Source organism: Streptomyces sp. NPDC006332 (assembly GCF_040612855.1).
Lineage (GTDB): Bacteria > Actinomycetota > Actinomycetes > Streptomycetales > Streptomycetaceae > Streptomyces.
This window is the reverse complement of sequence record NZ_JBEXRA010000004.1, coordinates 41,375-58,737: the sequence shown is the minus strand read 5'-3', so window position 1 is coordinate 58,737 and position 17,363 is coordinate 41,375. Positions and strand designations below refer to the sequence as shown.

Genomic DNA, 17,363 nt, shown 5'->3' with positions numbered 1-17,363 from the left:
CCTCGGCTCAGGCGAGGTCGAGGAGGTCCTCCCGGGTGAGGGCGATCGACCCGGCGGCGGTGTTCTCCTCCAGGTGGGCGAGGGAGCCGGTGCCCGGGATGGCCAGGGTGACGGGTGAGGAGGCGAGCAGCCAGGCCAGGGCGATCTGGGGGATCGTGGCGTCGTGCCGCTCCGCGACCTTGGCCAGGCGGTCGTCCGTGAGGTCGCTGATGCCGCCGCCCAGCGGGAAGTACGGCACGAAGGCGATCCCGGCCTCCTCGCAGGCGGCCAGGAGCCGGGCGTCGTCGCGCTTGCCGGTGTGGAAGTGGTTCTGGACCGCCACGACGGGCGCGATCGCACGGGCCTCGGCGAGATGGCCGGAGTCGACGTGGCTGAGGCCGAGGTGGCGGATCAGGCCCTCCTCCCGCATCGCGGCCAGCACCTCGAAGCGTTCGCCGACGGACTCGCCGCGCGGCGGCGGCTCGATGCCCCCGATGCGCAGGTAGACCAGGTCGAGGCGGTCCACGCCGAGCTCTTCGAGGTTCTCCTCGACCAGCGACCGCAGTCCCGCCGCGTCGGTGGGCGCGGCCAGGCCACCGTCGGGGGTGCGGACCGGGCCGACCTTCGTGGCGATGACCAGGTCGGCCGGGTAGGGGTGGAGGGCCTCACGGATCAGGGTGTTGGCCCGGACGGTGCCGTCGCCGCTGGCGTAGAAGGCGGCGGTGTCGATGTGGTTGACGCCCAGCTCGACGGCGCGGCGCAGGACGGCGCGACCGGTCTCGGGGTCGCGGGGCGGGCCGTGGAAGGCGTTCGTGGGCAGGCGCATGGCCCCGAAGCCGATCCGGTTGATCAGAAGGTCGCCACCAAGGCGGAAGTCGTTGCTCATGCACTCAGCCTGAACGCCGGGGCGCTGCGGCCGCGAACCCGTGGCAGCTTGCTGCCATCGGGCAGAATGGCGGCGTGGCAGAGACCCTGACGCTCCGCGGCGACCTGGAGTTCATCGCTCGTACCGAGCGGCTGTTCTCCTCGGTGCGGGAGGAGTTCGTCTGCGCCGCCCGCGATCTCGACACCTGGCCGCGTCCCGACGCCCGGCGGGCCACCCGCGACCGGCTGCGGAGCAGCGGCACGCACCGCATCCGCAAGCTGTACAGCCCGGCCGCGCTGGCCGACGAGCGCGGCCGCGAGCATCTGCGCGAACTCGCCGACCACGGCGCCTCGGTACGGATCGCCGCCACCGCCCTCCCCCACGAGACGATCCTCATCGACCGCCGCTTCGCCGTCCTCGCCGGCCTGCCCGCCCCCGGCGGCCGCGAGTACACCCTGACCACCGCACCCACCCTGGTCGGCGGCGTGTACGCGCTGTTCGAAGCCGCCTGGGAAACCGCCACCGACCTCAAGACCTTCCTCCGCGGCGAGCAGCCCCGGCTCGATGCCGGGAGCCGGACGGTCCTGCGCGCACTGGGATCGGGCGCCACCGACGAGGCGGCAGCCCGCCAGCTCGGCATGTCCCTGCGGACCTACCGTCGCCGCGTCGCCGAACTGCTCGACACCCTGGACGCGGGTTCGCGCTTCCAGGCCGGGGTACGCGCCGGCGAACTGGGCCTGAACGGCTGAATGGGCGGCGGTCGGCTCCCCCGAGGCACCCACCGACCCGGTTCCGATCCCCACCACGGCCCGCCGGTAGCCTCACCGACCATGACCGTCGCACGCTCCTTCGCCCTCTTCGCCGTCGCCGCCCTCTTCGAGATCGGCGGCGCCTGGCTGGTGTGGCAGGGCATCCGCGAGCACCGGGGATGGATCTGGATCGGCGCCGGTGTGATCGCCCTCGGCCTCTACGGAGTGGTCGCCACCTTCCAGTCCGACGACCACTTCGGACGCATCCTCGCCGCGTACGGCGGGATCTTCGTCGCCGGTTCGATCGCCTGGGGCATGGTCGCCGACGGCTACCGTCCGGACCGCTGGGACGTGTGCGGCGCCCTGATCTGCCTCGCCGGCATGGCCGTCATCATGTACGCGCCCCGCAGCCACTGAGTCCCCGGCGGACGACCACGATCGAGTCCGCGCGGGCATGGTCCAGAGCTGAGTGGTGTGGCCACCCGCACGGAAAGCCGACGGAGACGGAAAACCGAGACCGACATCGTGCCCGGTGAGGCATTGGTGGAGGCTCAAGTCCGGCGCCAGGCGTTGAGCAGTTCCTCGGGGCCGTACACCGCCTGTAGGCCGGAACAACTGACCCCGCTGCGGGAGACCACCACGAGTGGTACCGGCTCGTCGGTGATCGCTGCCCGGTGCTTCTGCAGCGCGGCCAGGTCGTGGCCGTCGAACGCGGAGTTCTCCAGCCACTTGACGGAGCCGAGAAAGAGCAGCTGTTGGGCCACGGGCTGCCGGTCGGCGCCCACCAGGTCGATCTCGACGTCGTTGCTGCGGGTCCAGTACCCGCCGATCGCCGGGGTCGCGGGCAGGGGTCCGTCCGGCAGGAGGCGGGCGAGGGCTTCCCGGACCAGGGGCTCGATCGCGCGGCCACGCCAGCTCGTCCACCGCTCCTTGATCCGGGTCAGTGTGAGATCTCCCCTCATCCGCTCGATCTCCGCCATGTGGGGATCCAGGAAGGCGAGCCAGAACCGCAGGTAAGGATCGGCCACCCGGTAGCGGCGTTCCTTCGACGGCCGCAGGGAGAGCGGCAGCTCGGCTGCTACCACCCGTTTCTCGGTCAGGACATCCGTGGCCCGGGTGAGAGTGGTGTGGGCGATGCCGCCGGCCGCGCGAGCGATGTTGGTGAAGGTTCGCTCCCCGGATCCGATGGCCCGCAGGACCTCTCTGCTCATCGCCTGCGGTGGGAACTCCGCGGCCAGTGAGCGCTCGGCGGAGACCAGCAGCGCCGAGATCGGGTTGTCCAGCGAGTCGCGGAGGAACTCCAGCACATTCGCTCCGGCCCGCCACTCGGCGCAGATCAGGGGGAGACCCCCCGTGATCAGAGCGGCGTCGAACGCGGCCGCCGGGGACAGGCCGAGCATCTCGCCGATGTCGGCCGGATTCAGGGGCCCCACGACCATTTCCCGGCCCCGCTGGTGAAAGGGACGGTCGTAGCTGTTCAGCGCCTCCATCATCGACAGGTCGGACCCGACCAGGAGGAGAAGGACCGGCTTGCGGCTGAGCAGCCGGTCCCAAGCGCGCTGGAGCATGCCCTCGAAGGCGTCCACGCGGTCCATGAGATACGGGACCTCGTCGATGACGATCACGCTCGGGCTGTCCTCGGGAAGGATCTCCGCGAGCAGCCTGAACGCCGCGTTCCATTGCCCCGGAGTCTCCTCGGAGAACAGTCCCCGCTGCGGCAGGGTGGACCTGGCGACGGCGTCGAGGAGCTCCGTCAGTTCGTCCTCCGCCGTGCCGCCCGCCGCAGTGAAGAACAGGTACGGCGTCTCGGTGCGCCGGAGGAACTCCTCGACGAGGCTGGACTTACCGACCCGCCGCCTTCCCCGCATGAGGACGCACTGCCCCGGTTTCGCCGATCCGACGGCATCGTGAACTCCCTGCAAGGTGTTGCCGAGCACGCTCAGTTCACGGTCCCGCCCGATGAAACGACGCATGCAAGCCTCCCGGTGGAGATAGTATCTACAGCGATACTATCTCCACCGATACTCTAGCCGCCGATTGTCATAGCTCTCATTCAAAGGGTTGAAAACGCGCTCGCCGTCCCGCAGGTGGCACATCCTTCGAGGCAGGACGGGTCGAGCACATGAGGCGGCTGAGGGTGCGCACCGCTCGGTCCTTGGCCCCATCAACATACGAAGTGATGGCGCCTTTCGGGTCTGGTCCGTGAGGCGGTTCTGCGCGGCCTGCACAGCTGACCGAACGCGAGGAGCGACACTGCCAAGTGACCTCGGAGGCCCACCTCCTTCATACGGCAGGGCAGATGCGGCTCAGCGCCGCTGGCGGACGCCAGCACAGTAGACAAAGAACCGGACAAGAGCGGCGGCTCAGAGCCGGTCGTCGGCTATGTCAGCTCACTCAGGCTCCAGGTAGTTTATTTCCATTCAGCCCACGAAAGTGTGCAAAATCCTTTCAGTAGGTATCTTGCAATTTGTGGTATACGTTGACACGCCATATCTTTCCGCTTCCCTCTCTACTTCTGCCGCATCAATGTCCTGGTACGCCTCGAGAACCTTTTTCTTGAAGTCGAACGACGAAATAAAGTTGTCTGGCGTGAATTCCGGGCCCCAGAAGGCGGTCAAATATCGCGACTTGCGCGTCAGGTTGATCATGTTGTTATTGTGGCGCACTCGGCCGTGATATATGACATACTCTCCGCAATCTTTCGGGGGGCAGTAGTAATTTCCCTCTTCCTTGTCCCAGGAATACCAGGGGTATCCAAATTGCTCGTCGACTCTACCTCGATCTCTTCTCATGATGTCGATTTCCAAGTGCGCCTCTAGTTCGTCATACTTGGCATTCCTGGGCAGTCTAACTACCTCCTCTGAGACGAATTCTTCTCCGACGTCAAGCTCGGTGCCGGGCCCTTGAAAGTGCCCCGAGCTTATTATTTCCTCCTTGATCTCACGGATGAATCGTTCGGCTTCACTTGCGTCGCCAATCTCCTCTGTGTCGCTTTTCCACCGCTCCATCCCCTCGCCTTTAGCGGAGTAGCTGGCCGATCTCCCCCAGACGGTGAAATCATCGTTGATGAAGTAGACGGGAATACCCCCGTCGTTTTTGGCGTAAAGCTTGAGTGGGATGGTGACATACTTGCCATTGGCGCTTGTTTGCGGTGTACCAAATTCCGTCTTGAGGACAAAGTGGATCGGGGCAGCGGTGGGTTCGTACATGGTCGAGTAAGCAATACTGACGGCCGTCAGTACCGAAGTGAAGGCCACCCCCGTTGCGAACTTCGTCGGATGTGGAGTTCCATGCCAAGACTTTTCGCGAACGAGCAAGAAAATTGCCCATATGGACCAGACGAGAAGTGGAAGAAAAGCGAATAGGTAGGGTGTGTATTCCGTCTCCTCGAACCACATGAATAGGAGAATTGCATTAGTCGGAAATGCGATGAGCGCTCCAATTATGGTGATCGCTCCAGATGCCTTCCACTGCCGCTTGCCGTAATAGTCTAGGGCTGTAAATGCCGCTAGCCCTTGCAGTAGGCTCAGTAGCACGAAAATGATGCCGACTATTCGTTGTGCAAAAGTGAGTGCCTTAAGGGCATCCGGCCAGCCGATAAGCAGATGCCAGGCGGCAGATGCGAGCATCCCTGTGACCATTAGGAGGAGTATTGTGCGCCTTCTCCATGGGTGGTCCGGCCACACCTTGCTATCCCCTCCGCGCCAATGTATGGATGTCGGGTCCTCTATGTCCATATTTTTCGGGTAACCGAGGCGACTGAGGATCTTTCGCAGTTCGCGAGATGACCAGGCGCTGCCGACGGTCTTACCGCTGATGACGACCTTGCGAAGGCCGCGGTTGTCAGGTGGCTCAACAATCACCCATGGCTGAATGCTCATGGAATAAAGATCGAACCTGAGTCGGCGATGTTCAAAAGTAACTACTCCGTTCGGGGCCTAGCCCAAGGCGCAGCCCGGGGCCTGATGACGAACGTGGGCAGCATCGCATCGCGGCACCCCGACACTGAACTGTCCGCATGACCGTACGAGGGGCCGTGACGGGGAGGTTCGCGCCCGTGCGTTGCAGGCGTGCACACCGAACGGCCCCGCGTCGCCAGCGGCAGTAAGCCACGGCCGCGTCAACTCCCGACTTGTAGGCGGCCACCGAATCCCGGTGGGGTCCGTCGCTCGACCTTGCGCACGGTCTCAATGAGTTCACGCGGCCCGCCGTTCTGAAGCGTGGTGCAGACCTCAGACCAGGTCGCCATGCCGTACTCCGTAACCAGCCTCGCGCCGTCCGACATGACGGCCGCAGAGCGGATGCCGGGTAGTGGCGTCGTTCCTGTCAGGGCGTGCTGGGCCGCTTCCGGGCTGGACGAGACCCCCAGTACCCCTCTGGCGTGTTGAGCACCTGCCGCTGCGCAAGCACGAGGCGCTGTAGAGCCTCCCTGTGCCCTGGGGTGTGGATTTCGTGGCGCTCCACCTCAGCCCGAAGGTCTAGTGATCACGGTGTGTCCCTGGAGGCCATCGAGAACGATTGGCGAATCAGTAAGAACGAGGTTGTCAAGAACGCCGTTTCGGTGCCGCAGGATCGCAACTGTGGCTGATGGCGCGAGTACCTCCGCACGCATGCGAGCGAGGTACCTGCATGTGCCCGTCGTCATGTTGAAGGACATCTGAAAGCTTTTTGGGTTACTCCTCAACGGTCGAGAGCTGGCTTGAGTACTGGGCCGAGAACATCGCCAAGCCGTACGTCTCCGAGAACACGTACGACGGGTACGAGGTCGACGTACGCGTTCACTTCGTCCCCGTCCTGGGCGCTCACAGGCTCGACCGCCTGGAGCCGGAGCACCTCGAACGCTTCTACCGGAAGATGCAGGCGTCCGGGAACTCCGCCGGCACCGCCCACCACGCTCACCGAACGATCCGGGTCGCCCTCGGTGAGGCCGTGCGACGCGGCCACGTCGTCACCAATGCGGCCGAGATCGCCAAGGCTCCTCGTCTCGAAGAAGAGGACATCGAGCCTTACACGATCGAAGAGGTGCAGAGTCTCCTCGTCGAAGCGGCCAAGCGTCGCAACAGCGCCCGGTGGGTTGTCGCCCTGGCGCTCGGTCTCCGCCAAGGGGAAGCGCTCGGGCTCCACTGGGAAGACGTCGACCTTGCGGCGGGGTACGTCCGTATCCGCAAGAACCGGATCCGCCCCAAGTACGCGCACGGCTGCGGCGCCAATCCGTGCGGTCGGAAGGCGGGCTACTGTCCCGAGCGGGAGCAGACCCGCCGCGAGCACAAGTCCACCAAGTCCCGGGCCGGACGGCGCACCATCGGTCTGCCCGATCCGCTGATCAAGATTCTCCGCCAGCACCAGGTGGCCCAGGAGCTGGAGCGGATCGCGGCCGATGCCGACTGGGAGGGCAAGGGGTACGTATTCGCCTCGCCGGTCGGCGGAGCGTTGAGCCCGAACACCGACTTCCACACCTGGAAGCGGCTGCTCCGGGATGCCGGTGTCCGGAACGGCCGTCTCCATGACGCTCGCCACACCGCCGCCACCGTTCTCCTGATCCTCGGCGTCCCTGACGTCGTGATCGACTCGATCATGGGGTGGGAGCCCGGGGGAGCGGCCCGGATGCGCGCCCGCTACATGCATGTGACGGGGACCATGCTCCGCAAGGTCGCCGCAAGTCGGCGACGCTCTCTGGGAGCTCCCCGAAACGGACTCAGAGACGAACTGAGACGGAAACTGAGACGGACAACGACGAAGGGCCCCGCTGCAAGCAGCGGGGCCCTTCGACATCGTGCCCGGTGAGGCACTGGCGGAGGATACGAGATTCGAACTCGTGAGGGGTTGCCCCCAACACGCTTTCCAAGCGTGCGCCCTAGGCCTCTAGGCGAATCCTCCGCCGGGAACATTACATGACGTTGGGAGGTGCTTGCGAACTCGTTCGGCTGCCCCGCGATCAGGTACGCTGGGGCCAGCCCCTCACGCGGCGCTATCTGACTGAACTCCCCCAGGGCCGGAAGGCAGCAAGGGTAGGTTGGCTCTGGCGGGTGCGTGGGGGGTCTTCTGCGTTCCGCGCGCTGCGAGGGCGGCGCACAGTGCTGTTGGCTGATGAAGGCATGTCACGGACGAGATGCCGGTAGCAGGCCACCCGGCGCCGCACTGAACGCCTGGGTTTTCGGCCCGTCGGCGTCGCGGGGACGGCGTCCCGAAGCTTGAGGTATCTGGGCGGTCCGCGTTGTCAGTGGGCGCCTATAACCTCGTATGTGTGTCGTCTCTCGCGCTGTACCGCCGCTATCGCCCGGAGTCGTTCGCCGAGGTCATCGGGCAGGAGCATGTAACCGACCCGCTGCAGCAGGCGCTGCGTAACAACCGGGTCAATCACGCGTACCTGTTCAGCGGTCCGCGCGGGTGCGGGAAGACGACCAGCGCGCGGATCCTGGCGCGCTGCCTGAACTGCGAGCAGGGGCCGACGCCCACACCGTGCGGGGAGTGCCAGTCGTGCCGTGACCTGGCGCGCAACGGGCCGGGGTCCATCGACGTCATCGAGATCGACGCCGCTTCGCACGGTGGTGTGGACGACGCGCGTGAGCTCCGGGAGAAGGCCTTCTTCGGGCCCGCCGGCAGCCGGTACAAGATCTACATCATCGACGAGGCCCACATGGTCACGTCGGCCGGCTTCAACGCGCTGCTCAAGGTCGTGGAGGAGCCCCCGGAGCACCTCAAGTTCATCTTCGCCACCACCGAGCCGGAGAAGGTCATCGGGACCATCCGCTCGCGGACCCACCACTACCCGTTCCGGCTGGTGCCCCCGGGGACCCTGCGCGACTACCTCGGAGAGGTCTGCGGACGCGAGGACATCCCCGTCGCGGACGGCGTGCTGCCGCTGGTGGTGCGCGCGGGCGCGGGTTCCGTACGTGACTCGATGTCCGTCATGGACCAGCTGCTGGCCGGCGCGGGTGCGGACGGCGTGACGTACGCCATGGCGACCTCACTGCTCGGGTACACCGACGGCTCACTCCTCGACTCCGTCGTCGAGGCCTTCGCCACCGGTGACGGCGCCGCCGCCTTCGAGGTGGTCGACCGCATCATCGAGGGCGGCAACGACCCCCGGAGGTTCGTCGCCGACCTGCTGGAGCGGCTACGGGACCTGGTGATCCTCGCCGCCGTGCCGGACGCCGCCGAGAAGGGGCTCATCGACGCCCCCGTCGACGTCATCGAACGGATGCAGGCCCAGGCCGGCATCTTCGGCGCCGCCGAGCTGAGCCGCGCCGCCGACCTCGTCAACCAAGGGCTCACCGAGATGCGCGGCGCCAACTCGCCGCGCCTCCAGCTGGAGCTCATCTGCGCGCGCGTACTGCTGCCGGCCGCGTACGGCGACGAGCGCTCGGTCATGGCCCGCCTCGACCGCATCGAACGGGGTGTGAACTTCTCCGCAGGCGGCGCGGCCCCCGCCATGGGCTACGTGCCGGGGCTCGAGGCGCACGGGGGAGCGGCGGGGGCGATGAGTACGTCGACTCCGTCGACTCCGTCGACTCCACCGGTTCCACCGGGAGGCGGGGCCGCGGCGGCTCGGGCGGCGGTCCGTGCTGCGGGTTCGGGGCCGGGTACGGGCCCCGCCACGGGGTCGGCCAATGATCCGAACGGCCCCGCCTCGCCCCCTGTCGCACCGCCTGCCGAGACCTCTCCCCCGCCCGTTTCTTCCACCGGCGCGACCTCCGCCCCGGTGTCCGGCCCGGGCGGCGACGGCCAGCCCGGACAGCCTCAGGCACCCGGACAGTCCCCGCACCCCCAGCAGCCCCAGCCGTCCCCCGCGGCGCCCCCCTCCTCGACCCCACCCGACGCCGCAGCCCCGACGCCCCCGGCACCGGGCGCCTGGCCCACCGCGGCCCCCGCGGGCGGCGCTCGACGCCCCGGCGGCTGGCCCACCGCCGCTCCTGCGGGCGGCGGCCGCCCGCAGGCCGCGCCGAACCAGCCCGCGTCCTCGCCCGCGCCGGCACCCCCGCCTGCCGCGCCCTCCCCGACTCCGGCGGCCGCACCGCCCGCCCCAGCCGCAGCCGCTCACGCGTCCCCGGCCGGCGGCCTCGACCCTCGCACGCTCTGGCCGAACATCCTGGAGGCGGTCAAGAACCGCCGCCGCTTCACCTGGATCCTGCTCAGCCAGAACGCGCAGGTCACCGGCTTCGACGGCACGACACTCCAGCTCGGCTTCGTCAACGCCGGCGCTCGTGACAACTTCGCGGGCAGCGGCAGCGAGGACGTACTGCGGCAGGCACTGGTCGAGCAGTTCAGCGTGAACTGGAAGATCGAGGCGATCGTCGATCCCTCGGGCGGCGGCTCCGCGCCCCCGGCGCCCGGCGGACCCTCCGGTTCCAGCGGCGGCTACGGCGGCGGCAGCCCGGCCGGCGGTTACGGCTCGGGCGGCGGTGGCTACGGGGGAGGCGGTGCCGGTACGACCCCGCAGCACCCGGCGTCCACGCAGTCCGCACCTTCCGCCGCCCCCACCTCTTCCCCGTCCTCGCCCCCGTCGTCCCCCTCGTCCTCGTCGTCGATGTCCGCGTCCTCGGGAGCCTCCGCCTCCACGGCCGCCCCCGCTTCCGGCCCCCGGCAATCCGCCCCCGAACCGCGGCGCGCGGTCTCCCTCGAGGACGACATCCCCGAGGACGACGACCCCGACCTCGACGAGTCGGCCCTCTCCGGCTACGACCTCATCGTCCGGGAGCTGGGAGCGACGGTGGTGGAGGAGTTCTCCAACGATTGACATGCTCCTTGGGCTGAAGCCCGAGGATTCTGGCCGTCCTCATCTGTTGCTGCGTCGCTACGCGGCACAGGTTCGGGTGAGGGTTCCGTGGCTTCCTGTTTCTTCGCGCTGTGCCGGGACGAGTCCCGGTCTTACCGGCGCTCCGCAGGCCGATGCCGCCAGTCCGACGGCCTGTTTCACATTGATCGCGGCGTTGGTGTCCCGGTCGTGGACGGTGCCGCAGGCAGGGCAGGTCCATTCCCGTACGTGCAGGGGTTTGGGCCCCTCCCGATGACCGCAGGTGGAGCACACCTGACTCGTGGGCTCGAACCGGCCGATCTTGACGAACGTCCGGCCGTACCTTTTCGCCTTGTACTCCAGCATGGTCACGAACTGGGCCCAGCCCGCGTCGTGCACGCTTTTGGCCAGCCGGGTGCGCGCGAGCCCGGATACCGCCAGGTCCTCCACGGCGACCGCTTGGTTCTCGCGGATCAACTTCGTGGAGAGCTGATGGTGGAACTCCTTGCGCGCATCGGCCACAGCCGCGTGGGCACGGGCGACCTTCATCCGGGCCTTTGCCCGGTTCTTCGACCCCTTCCGCTTGCGGGACAGCTCCCGCTGGGCCTTCTTCAGTTTCTTCTCCGCCCGGCGCAGAAACCGCGGCGAGTCGATCTTCGTGCCGTCGGAGAGGACCGTGAAGTGGGCCAGGCCCAGGTCGATGCCGATCGCGGCCTCGCAGTCCGACTCCGTCCAGCGGGTCCGGTCGGTGTCTGGATCGGTGTCGATGACGAAGCTGGCGAAGTACCGTCCTGCCGCATCCAGGATCACCGTCACACTCGACGGCGTCACCGGCAGGACCCGGGACCACTTCACCTTCACGTCGCCGATCTTCGGCAGGGACAGCCGCCCGCCCCCGGTGATCTTCCAACGGGCGTTCGCGGTGAACCGGATCGCCTGCCGGGAATCCTTGCGCGACCTGAGACGCGGCGCACCCACCCTCGGACCCCGGCGCTCGCCCTTCAGCGAGGCGAAAAAGTTCCGGTACGCCGCCGCCACGTCCCGCAAAGCCTGCTGCAGGACGACCGAGGACACCTCACCCAGCCAGGAACGTTCAGGGGTCTTCTTGGCCCAGGTGATCAGCTGCTGGGACAGGACAGCAGCACTGGGGTAAGGCTGCTGGGCCGTACGGGCATCCTCACGGGCACGTACCGCGTCGTTGAACACGACACGGGCACACCCGAACGCCCGCGCCAACGCGGCGCGTTGACCAGGCTCCGGGTACAACCGGAAGGCATACCGAAGCTGCATTCGGTGATCGTACGAACACACGACACCCCATGTCGCCGGGAACACTCGTTCCCCGCCTCACTCCCTGTTCGCAGCGCCCGGCTCCACCCAACGACACCGCGACGCTCCGCGCCGCAACCACGAGACTCGCTTCACCATCGGGCTGAAGCCCAATGCACTGCCAATGAAGCTCGGTAGCCGAGCGCGCCCACCCACCTTGGAGGAACCCACAATCCTCCCAGCCCCACCCCTTCGGAACCCCGCACAAAAACCCCGTTAGGCTGACCCCCGTGAAGGTCCTCGTCATCGGTAGCGGTGCCCGCGAACACGCCCTGTGCCACTCCCTGTCCCTCGATCCCGACGTCACCGCGCTGCACTGCGCCCCCGGCAACGCCGGTATCGCCGGGGTCGCCGAGCTGCACGGTGTGGACGCTCTGGACGGCTCCGCCGTCTCCGCGCTGGCCGCGCAGCTCGGCGCCGACCTGGTGGTCGTAGGCCCGGAGGCGCCGCTCGTCGCCGGGGTCGCCGACGCCGTGAGTTCGGCCGGTATTCCGGTCTTCGGTCCCTCCGGGGAGGCCGCGCAGCTCGAGGGCTCCAAGGCCTTCGCCAAGGAGATCATGGCCGCGGCGGGGGTACCCACCGCCCGCTCGTACGTCTGCACGAACCCCGAAGAGGTCGACGCGGCCCTCGACGCCTTCGGGGCCCCGTACGTCGTCAAGGACGACGGACTCGCCGCCGGCAAGGGCGTCGTCGTCACCAGTGACGTCGAGGCGGCCAGGGCGCACGCGAACTCCTGCGAGCGCGTGGTCATCGAGGAGTTCCTCGACGGCCCCGAGGTCTCCCTCTTCGCCATCACCGACGGCGCGACGGTCCTCCCGCTCCAGCCCGCGCAGGACTTCAAGCGCGCGCTCGACGGCGACGAGGGCCCGAACACCGGCGGCATGGGTGCGTACTCCCCGCTGCCGTGGGCGGACCCGAAGCTGGTCGACGAGGTCATGGAGACCGTCCTGCAGCCGACCGTCGACGAGATGCGCCGTCGCGGCACCCCCTTCTCCGGCCTGCTCTACGCCGGTCTCGCGATCACCTCTCGCGGCGTCCGGGTGATCGAGTTCAACGCCCGCTTCGGCGACCCGGAGACCCAGGTCGTCCTGGCCCGCCTGAAGACCCCGCTGGCCGGTGTCCTGCTGGCCGCCGCGACCAGCAACCTCGCCGACCTGGAGCCCCTGCGCTGGAGCGAGGACGCGGCCGTCACCGTCGTCGTGGCCTCGCACAACTACCCCGGCACCCCGCGCACCGGCGACCCGATCACCGGCCTGGCCGAGGTGGCCGCCGAGGACGCGCCGCACGCGTACGTCCTGCACGCGGGCACCCGCCAGGACGGTGACGCCGTGGTGAGCGCGGGCGGTCGGGTCCTGTCCGTGACGGCGACCGGCAAGGACCTCTCCGAGGCCCGTGAGCGGGCCTACCGGGCAGTGGGCCGGGTCGGTCTCGACGGTTCCCAGTACCGCACGGACATCGCGGCGAAGGCGGCTCTGGACGCGGCCACCGGTGCGGGCGCCGACGCCTGAGAAACCGGGCGGGAAATCCCGCCGACGATAAACCCGACAGGCCCCGTATCCGTCTCAGGATTCGGGGCCTGATCCTTGCTTTCTGTCGCCTACCTTTCCCCAAAGCCATTCCATCGAGCGACCGATGCCCCATCCGGCTGACGGGGGCCGGGGCCCCAACTATGGTGCGGCGCAAGCATTCCGGCACTTGGCCCACCGGCATTGCGATGTCAGTGCCTGGTGCCACAGTGGGGGAGTAGCAACGCTGGGCAGAACCAGGCAACCAGGACAGCGGGGAGGGGGTGAGGTCCGGTCGTGACAGGTATGGGTGTGGAGGTAGGCGCGCAGGCCGCGCGGCATCGGGCACTCGCCGTGCTGCGCATCCGCAGCCGGGCGCTGGCTGTCGCGCTGGTGCCCGCGGCCGTCGCCGTGGTGCTGCTGGCCGGCGGCGCCACGGACCATCTCGTGGGCCCGTTCTGGAGCGGGGCCCGCTGGGCGGTGACAGCGGCCGCCGTCCTCGTGCTGCTCGCCGCCGCGGGCATCGCGCTGGTCGTCTCCCGGGCCCGTCCCGCCGTGAGCCCGACGGTACCGATCGCTGAGGAGTCGGCCCCCGACCTGTACCGCATGGTGCGCGACCTCGCCGACCGCCTCGACGTGCCCGCTCCCTCCGCGATAGCGCTCACCCCGGACTGCGACAGCTGGCTGGAGGACCGTACCCACCCGGCCCATGGCCCGCCGCCGCGGGAGAACCAGGACGAGATTGCCGGCGCGCATGGTGCACCCCGACGGTCCGCCGCCGCTCCGGTGCTGGTCATCGGCTCCCCGTTCCTGTGGTGGATGCGCGTGGGCGAACTGCGCGCGGTCCTCGCCCCGGTCGTGGCCGGTACGGGGCCCTCGGCGCACCCGGACATAGCGGCTGCACGCCGCTTCGTGCGGGGCCTGGACGCCGCGGTGGCCGTGGCCTCGGCACCCCGCCGCGACCCGGTCACCCGTACGGTGCTCGCGGGCGTCGGCTGGGTCGTCCGGCTTCTGCTGCGCAGCTGTCGCGGTCATGCCGCCGAGATGGAGCGCGGGGTGGCCGCCGCGGCAGCCGAGCGTGCACAGGCTGTGGACTACGGGCTGAGGATCGTCGCCCAGGAGCAGGTGGGTCTCGCGTACGCGGGCTGGGACCGGCTGCTGACCAAGGTCGCGCTGCCCGCCTGGCGCATGGGCCGCTGGCCGTCCCGACTGGACGCGGGAGTCGTCGCGGCACTGACCGAGCTGTCCCGCCGGGACCGCCTGGCCGAGGGCTTCGCCTCCAGGCTGGGCGAGCGCCCCGCCTGTGACCTGCTGGAAGAGCCCGGCACGGTGGATGAGGCGGCCTCGCTCCTCGCCGCCAGACTCTTCCACGGAGGTCCCGCGGAGACGGGTTCGGGCTGGTCCCCGGTGGGCTGGCAGGAGTATCCGGAGGAGGTCGTCGACCGCAAGTGGCGCACGGACGCCGCCCGTCTCGACCGCGTCCTGGACACCCTCGGCGTCCGCCGCTCCCCCGACCCGGCGTCCCTCGCGCCTGCCGCGCCCACCCTGGCCCGGATAATCAACCACCTGTCCGAGCCGCCCCCGCCCACCGACGGCACCACGATCGCGCCCCTCGGGTCCAACCCTGCGAACGGCGACATCGAAGCCGAGGGCGACTCCGAAGCCGAGGGCGACACCAACCCTGCTGAGGACGGCCGCGCCGTCCCCGGCGATCCCCGTCGCGGCTACGCCTCCGCCCCCCAGCCCGACCAGCCCCCGCACGACAGCTCTGCCGGCACGGACCAACAGGACGACCCCCGTGACCCCCACGACCCCTCCAGGCCCTCCCAGGCCCCTTCCCGCACCCTCCCCCACGGCAGCGAGCGCGGTGCCGATCTCGCCGATCGGCTCAGAGCCGAGGTCGCCCGGGAGGAGGCGGCTGCCGCTCCATGGACGGACGGGAACCAGCTCGCGGCCGGACAGGGCGGTCCCGACACCATCCTGTGGGACGGTGGCATGCTGCCCCTCTTCCCCTTGCAGCCACCCCGTACCGGACGCGAGCTGCTCGCCGACCACGTCACCGCGATGGTCTGCTGTGCCGCCATCGACAACGCCGGCGCGACACCGGGCCTCGACTGGCTGGACGGGCCGTCGCTGCTGGTCAACGGTGAGCGGACGACCGACCTGACCTCCCGCGTCCTCAGCCTCGTGGAGGAAGGTGACCCCACGCCGCTGCGAGCCTGGCTGGTCGAGTCGGGTATACGCCCGGAGAAGCCGGTCCGCCTCACCTGACGGCTGCCTGGCCCCCGCCCCGGGCCATGACTCCCGGTAATCGGATTCCCTTGTTCCACTTTCGGTCAATTCGCAACGAATAGTGACAGCCCGCGTGCTTAATGTGATGTGCTGGGACCGTTCGCGCGCATGGCAAGAGCTTGCGACATACGACAGGTGGATGACGCACGCCCCACGCACACGCCTCGCGCCTCGCGCACCAAACCGCACGGCACCAAACCGCACGGCACCAAACCGCACGGCAACAAACCGCACGGCAACACGACGCACGCACCACAGCCCGCGCAACAGGCCTCGCACCACACGACACACCAACGGGGGCACGAGGGAGGGAAGCGACGATGGGATCGGGAGCGCGACAGGAGCAGATCCGCCGCTGGGAGTCGGGAGCACTCGCGCACGCCGTGACGGATCCCTTCGGCCAGGGCCCCGTTCCCTGGCTCCGCGGCAACGTGACCTACTTCGACGACTCCGGTCAGGTCGTCCCCTGGTACGTCGACCCCACCCAGCAGCCTCCCCCCGGTGCGACCCGGGGTGCCGGCACCGGCCACCACCGCGTCCCCGCCCCCCGAAGCGCCGGAAGCCCCCGCTCCGCCGACGACGTCCACCGCCAGATCAAGGGCTTCACCTCCACGGGCGCGGTCGCCCCCGGTGAGGCCGTCGACTTCCACATCACCGTCGACCCGCCGCAGGAATTCGCCGTCGACATCTACCGCATCGGCCACTACGGCGGTGACGGCGCCGCCAAGATCACCACCAGCCCCCGGCTGCCCGGCATCGTCCAGCCGCCGCCCCTCACGGCCGACCGTACGGTCTCCTGCCACCACTGGTGGCTGTCCTGGCGCCTGCAGGTCCCGTCGTTCTGGAGTGTCGGAGCGTATGTCGCCGTCCTCACCACCGCCGACGGTTACCGCTCGCACATCCCCTTCACCGTCCGCCACGACCACCCCGCGGACCTGCTTCTCGTGCTGCCTGACGTGACCTGGCAGGCGTACAACCTCTACCCGGAGGACGGCCGCACCGGCGCCAGCTTCTACCACGCCTGGGACGAGGAGGGCCGGCTGCTCGGGGAGTCCGACGCGGCGACGACCGTCTCCTTCGACCGCCCGTACGCGGGCGCCGGCCTCCCCCTGCACGTCGGCCACGCCTACGACTTCATCCGCTGGGCCGAGCGCTACGGCTACGACCTCGCCTACGCCGACGCCCGCGACCTGCACGCCGGTCACATCGACCCCACGCGTTACCGCGGTCTGGTCTTCCCCGGCCACGACGAGTACTGGTCGGCGGCCATGCGCCGCACCGTCGAACGGGCCCGCGACCACGGCACCTCACTCGTCTTCCTCTCCGCCAACTCCGTCTACTGGCAGGTGGAGTTGGGTCCCTCACCGTCCGGCGTCCCCGACCGCCTGCTCACCTGCCGCAAACGCCGAGGACCGGGCAAACCCGCGCTGTGGCGCGAGATCGACCGCCCCGAGCAGCACCTGATCGGCATCCAGTACGCCGGTCACGTGCCCGAACCCAGCCCGCTGGTCGTCCGCAACGCCGACCACTGGCTGTGGGAGGCGACCGGCGCGCACGAGGGCGACGAGATCGAGGGTCTGGTGGCGGGCGAGGCGGACCGCTACTTCCCGCGCGCCCCGCTGCCCGAGCACGACGACCGCGTCCTGCTCGCCCACTCCCCGTACACCGACCGCCAGGGCGCGCGCCGCCACCAGGAGACCTCCCTCTACCGGGCCCCCTCCGGCGCGCTGGTCTTCGCGTCCGGGACGTTCGCCTGGGCGCCCTCCCTGGACCGGCCGGGCCACGTCGACACCCGGGTCCAGCGCGCCACCGCGAACCTCATCGACCGCATCTGCAAACACGACTGACCACGCACCGGCCGGTCCCCGTGTCCGGAACCGCTCCCCCGTACGGGAGAATCGACCCCGTTG

Annotated in this window: 11 protein-coding genes, 1 tRNA gene and 1 other RNA gene; 8 read left to right on the top strand and 5 right to left on the bottom strand. The window is 69.1% G+C overall.

Annotated features, from left to right (window positions below; genetic code table 11):
* Nucleotides 1-7: 7 nt before the first annotated feature.
* Nucleotides 8-865: an oxidoreductase gene (locus tag ABZ027_RS05295; protein WP_356764543.1), complete on the bottom strand. Its 858-nt coding sequence runs from the start codon at nucleotides 863-865 to the stop codon at nucleotides 8-10.
* A 74-nt stretch (nucleotides 866-939) separates the two neighbouring features.
* Between ABZ027_RS05295 and ABZ027_RS05290 the strand changes: the two genes are divergently transcribed.
* Both ABZ027_RS05290 and ABZ027_RS05285 read left to right on the top strand, forming a co-directional pair.
* Nucleotides 940-1,593, top strand: coding sequence for a DNA-binding response regulator (locus ABZ027_RS05290; protein ID WP_356764541.1), 654 nt, complete (start codon nucleotides 940-942; stop codon nucleotides 1,591-1,593).
* 81 nt (nucleotides 1,594-1,674) lie between these two features.
* A complete protein-coding gene (locus ABZ027_RS05285; RefSeq protein WP_356764539.1) occupies nucleotides 1,675-2,010 on the top strand; it encodes a YnfA family protein in 336 nt (111 codons plus the stop codon).
* 134 nt (nucleotides 2,011-2,144) lie between these two features.
* On the opposite strand, the gene ABZ027_RS05280 is transcribed toward ABZ027_RS05285, so the two are convergent.
* Both ABZ027_RS05280 and ABZ027_RS05275 read right to left on the bottom strand, forming a co-directional pair.
* The gene (locus ABZ027_RS05280) at nucleotides 2,145-3,566 is read right to left on the bottom strand and encodes an ATP-binding protein (RefSeq protein WP_356764537.1); all 1,422 of its coding nucleotides are present in this window, start codon (nucleotides 3,564-3,566) and stop codon (nucleotides 2,145-2,147) included.
* Between the two features lie 447 nt (nucleotides 3,567-4,013).
* Nucleotides 4,014-5,474: a hypothetical protein gene (locus ABZ027_RS05275; protein WP_356764535.1), complete on the bottom strand. Its 1,461-nt coding sequence runs from the start codon at nucleotides 5,472-5,474 to the stop codon at nucleotides 4,014-4,016.
* A 787-nt stretch (nucleotides 5,475-6,261) separates the two neighbouring features.
* Here ABZ027_RS05275 and ABZ027_RS05270 point away from each other — a divergent pair.
* Nucleotides 6,262-7,377, top strand: a complete 1,116-nt coding sequence (locus ABZ027_RS05270; RefSeq protein WP_356764533.1) for a site-specific integrase — start codon at nucleotides 6,262-6,264, stop codon at nucleotides 7,375-7,377.
* Between the two features lie 5 nt (nucleotides 7,378-7,382).
* On the opposite strand, the gene ABZ027_RS05265 is transcribed toward ABZ027_RS05270, so the two are convergent.
* A tRNA-Ser gene (locus ABZ027_RS05265) sits at nucleotides 7,383-7,470 on the bottom strand.
* 75 nt (nucleotides 7,471-7,545) lie between these two features.
* Here ABZ027_RS05265 and ffs point away from each other — a divergent pair.
* Both ffs and ABZ027_RS05255 read left to right on the top strand, forming a co-directional pair.
* Nucleotides 7,546-7,636: signal recognition particle sRNA small type (gene ffs / locus ABZ027_RS05260), an RNA gene on the top strand.
* 201 nt (nucleotides 7,637-7,837) lie between these two features.
* A complete protein-coding gene (locus ABZ027_RS05255) occupies nucleotides 7,838-10,330 on the top strand; it encodes a DNA polymerase III subunit gamma and tau (RefSeq protein ID WP_356764531.1) in 2,493 nt (830 codons plus the stop codon).
* Nucleotides 10,331-10,387: 57 nt separating this feature from the next.
* Here the strand turns inward: ABZ027_RS05255 and ABZ027_RS05250 are convergent, their stop codons facing one another.
* Nucleotides 10,388-11,617 carry an RNA-guided endonuclease TnpB family protein gene (locus ABZ027_RS05250; protein ID WP_356764529.1) on the bottom strand — a complete coding sequence of 410 codons (1,230 nt, stop codon included), beginning with the start codon at nucleotides 11,615-11,617 and terminating at the stop codon, nucleotides 10,388-10,390.
* Nucleotides 11,618-11,886: 269 nt separating this feature from the next.
* On the opposite strand from ABZ027_RS05250, the gene purD reads away from it, so the two are divergent.
* The 3 genes from purD to ABZ027_RS05235 all read left to right on the top strand — a co-directional run bounded on the left by purD (nucleotide 11,887) and on the right by ABZ027_RS05235 (nucleotide 17,300).
* The gene (gene purD / locus ABZ027_RS05245) at nucleotides 11,887-13,164 is read left to right on the top strand and encodes a phosphoribosylamine--glycine ligase (RefSeq protein ID WP_356764527.1); all 1,278 of its coding nucleotides are present in this window, start codon (nucleotides 11,887-11,889) and stop codon (nucleotides 13,162-13,164) included.
* Between the two features lie 303 nt (nucleotides 13,165-13,467).
* Nucleotides 13,468-15,432, top strand: coding sequence for a hypothetical protein (locus ABZ027_RS05240; protein WP_356764525.1), 1,965 nt, complete (start codon nucleotides 13,468-13,470; stop codon nucleotides 15,430-15,432).
* Nucleotides 15,433-15,773: 341 nt separating this feature from the next.
* Entirely contained in the window at nucleotides 15,774-17,300 is a 1,527-nt protein-coding gene (locus tag ABZ027_RS05235; protein WP_356764523.1) for a N,N-dimethylformamidase beta subunit family domain-containing protein, read from the top strand.
* The last annotated feature ends 63 nt before the right edge of the window (nucleotides 17,301-17,363 follow it).

Excerpts from the sequence above, each read along its gene's own strand:
- ABZ027_RS05295 (WP_356764543.1), bottom strand. The coding sequence starts at position 865 with ATGAGCAACGACTTCCGCCTTGGTGGCGACCTTCTGATCAACCGGATC.
- ABZ027_RS05285 (WP_356764539.1), top strand. The coding sequence starts at position 1,675 with ATGACCGTCGCACGCTCCTTCGCCCTCTTCGCCGTCGCCGCCCTCTTC.
- ABZ027_RS05280 (WP_356764537.1), bottom strand. The coding sequence starts at position 3,566 with ATGCGTCGTTTCATCGGGCGGGACCGTGAACTGAGCGTGCTCGGCAAC.
- ABZ027_RS05275 (WP_356764535.1), bottom strand. The coding sequence starts at position 5,474 with ATGAGCATTCAGCCATGGGTGATTGTTGAGCCACCTGACAACCGCGGC.
- ABZ027_RS05250 (WP_356764529.1), bottom strand. The coding sequence starts at position 11,617 with ATGCAGCTTCGGTATGCCTTCCGGTTGTACCCGGAGCCTGGTCAACGC.
- ABZ027_RS05240 (WP_356764525.1), top strand. The coding sequence starts at position 13,468 with ATGGGTGTGGAGGTAGGCGCGCAGGCCGCGCGGCATCGGGCACTCGCC.
- ABZ027_RS05235 (WP_356764523.1), top strand. The coding sequence starts at position 15,774 with ATGGGATCGGGAGCGCGACAGGAGCAGATCCGCCGCTGGGAGTCGGGA.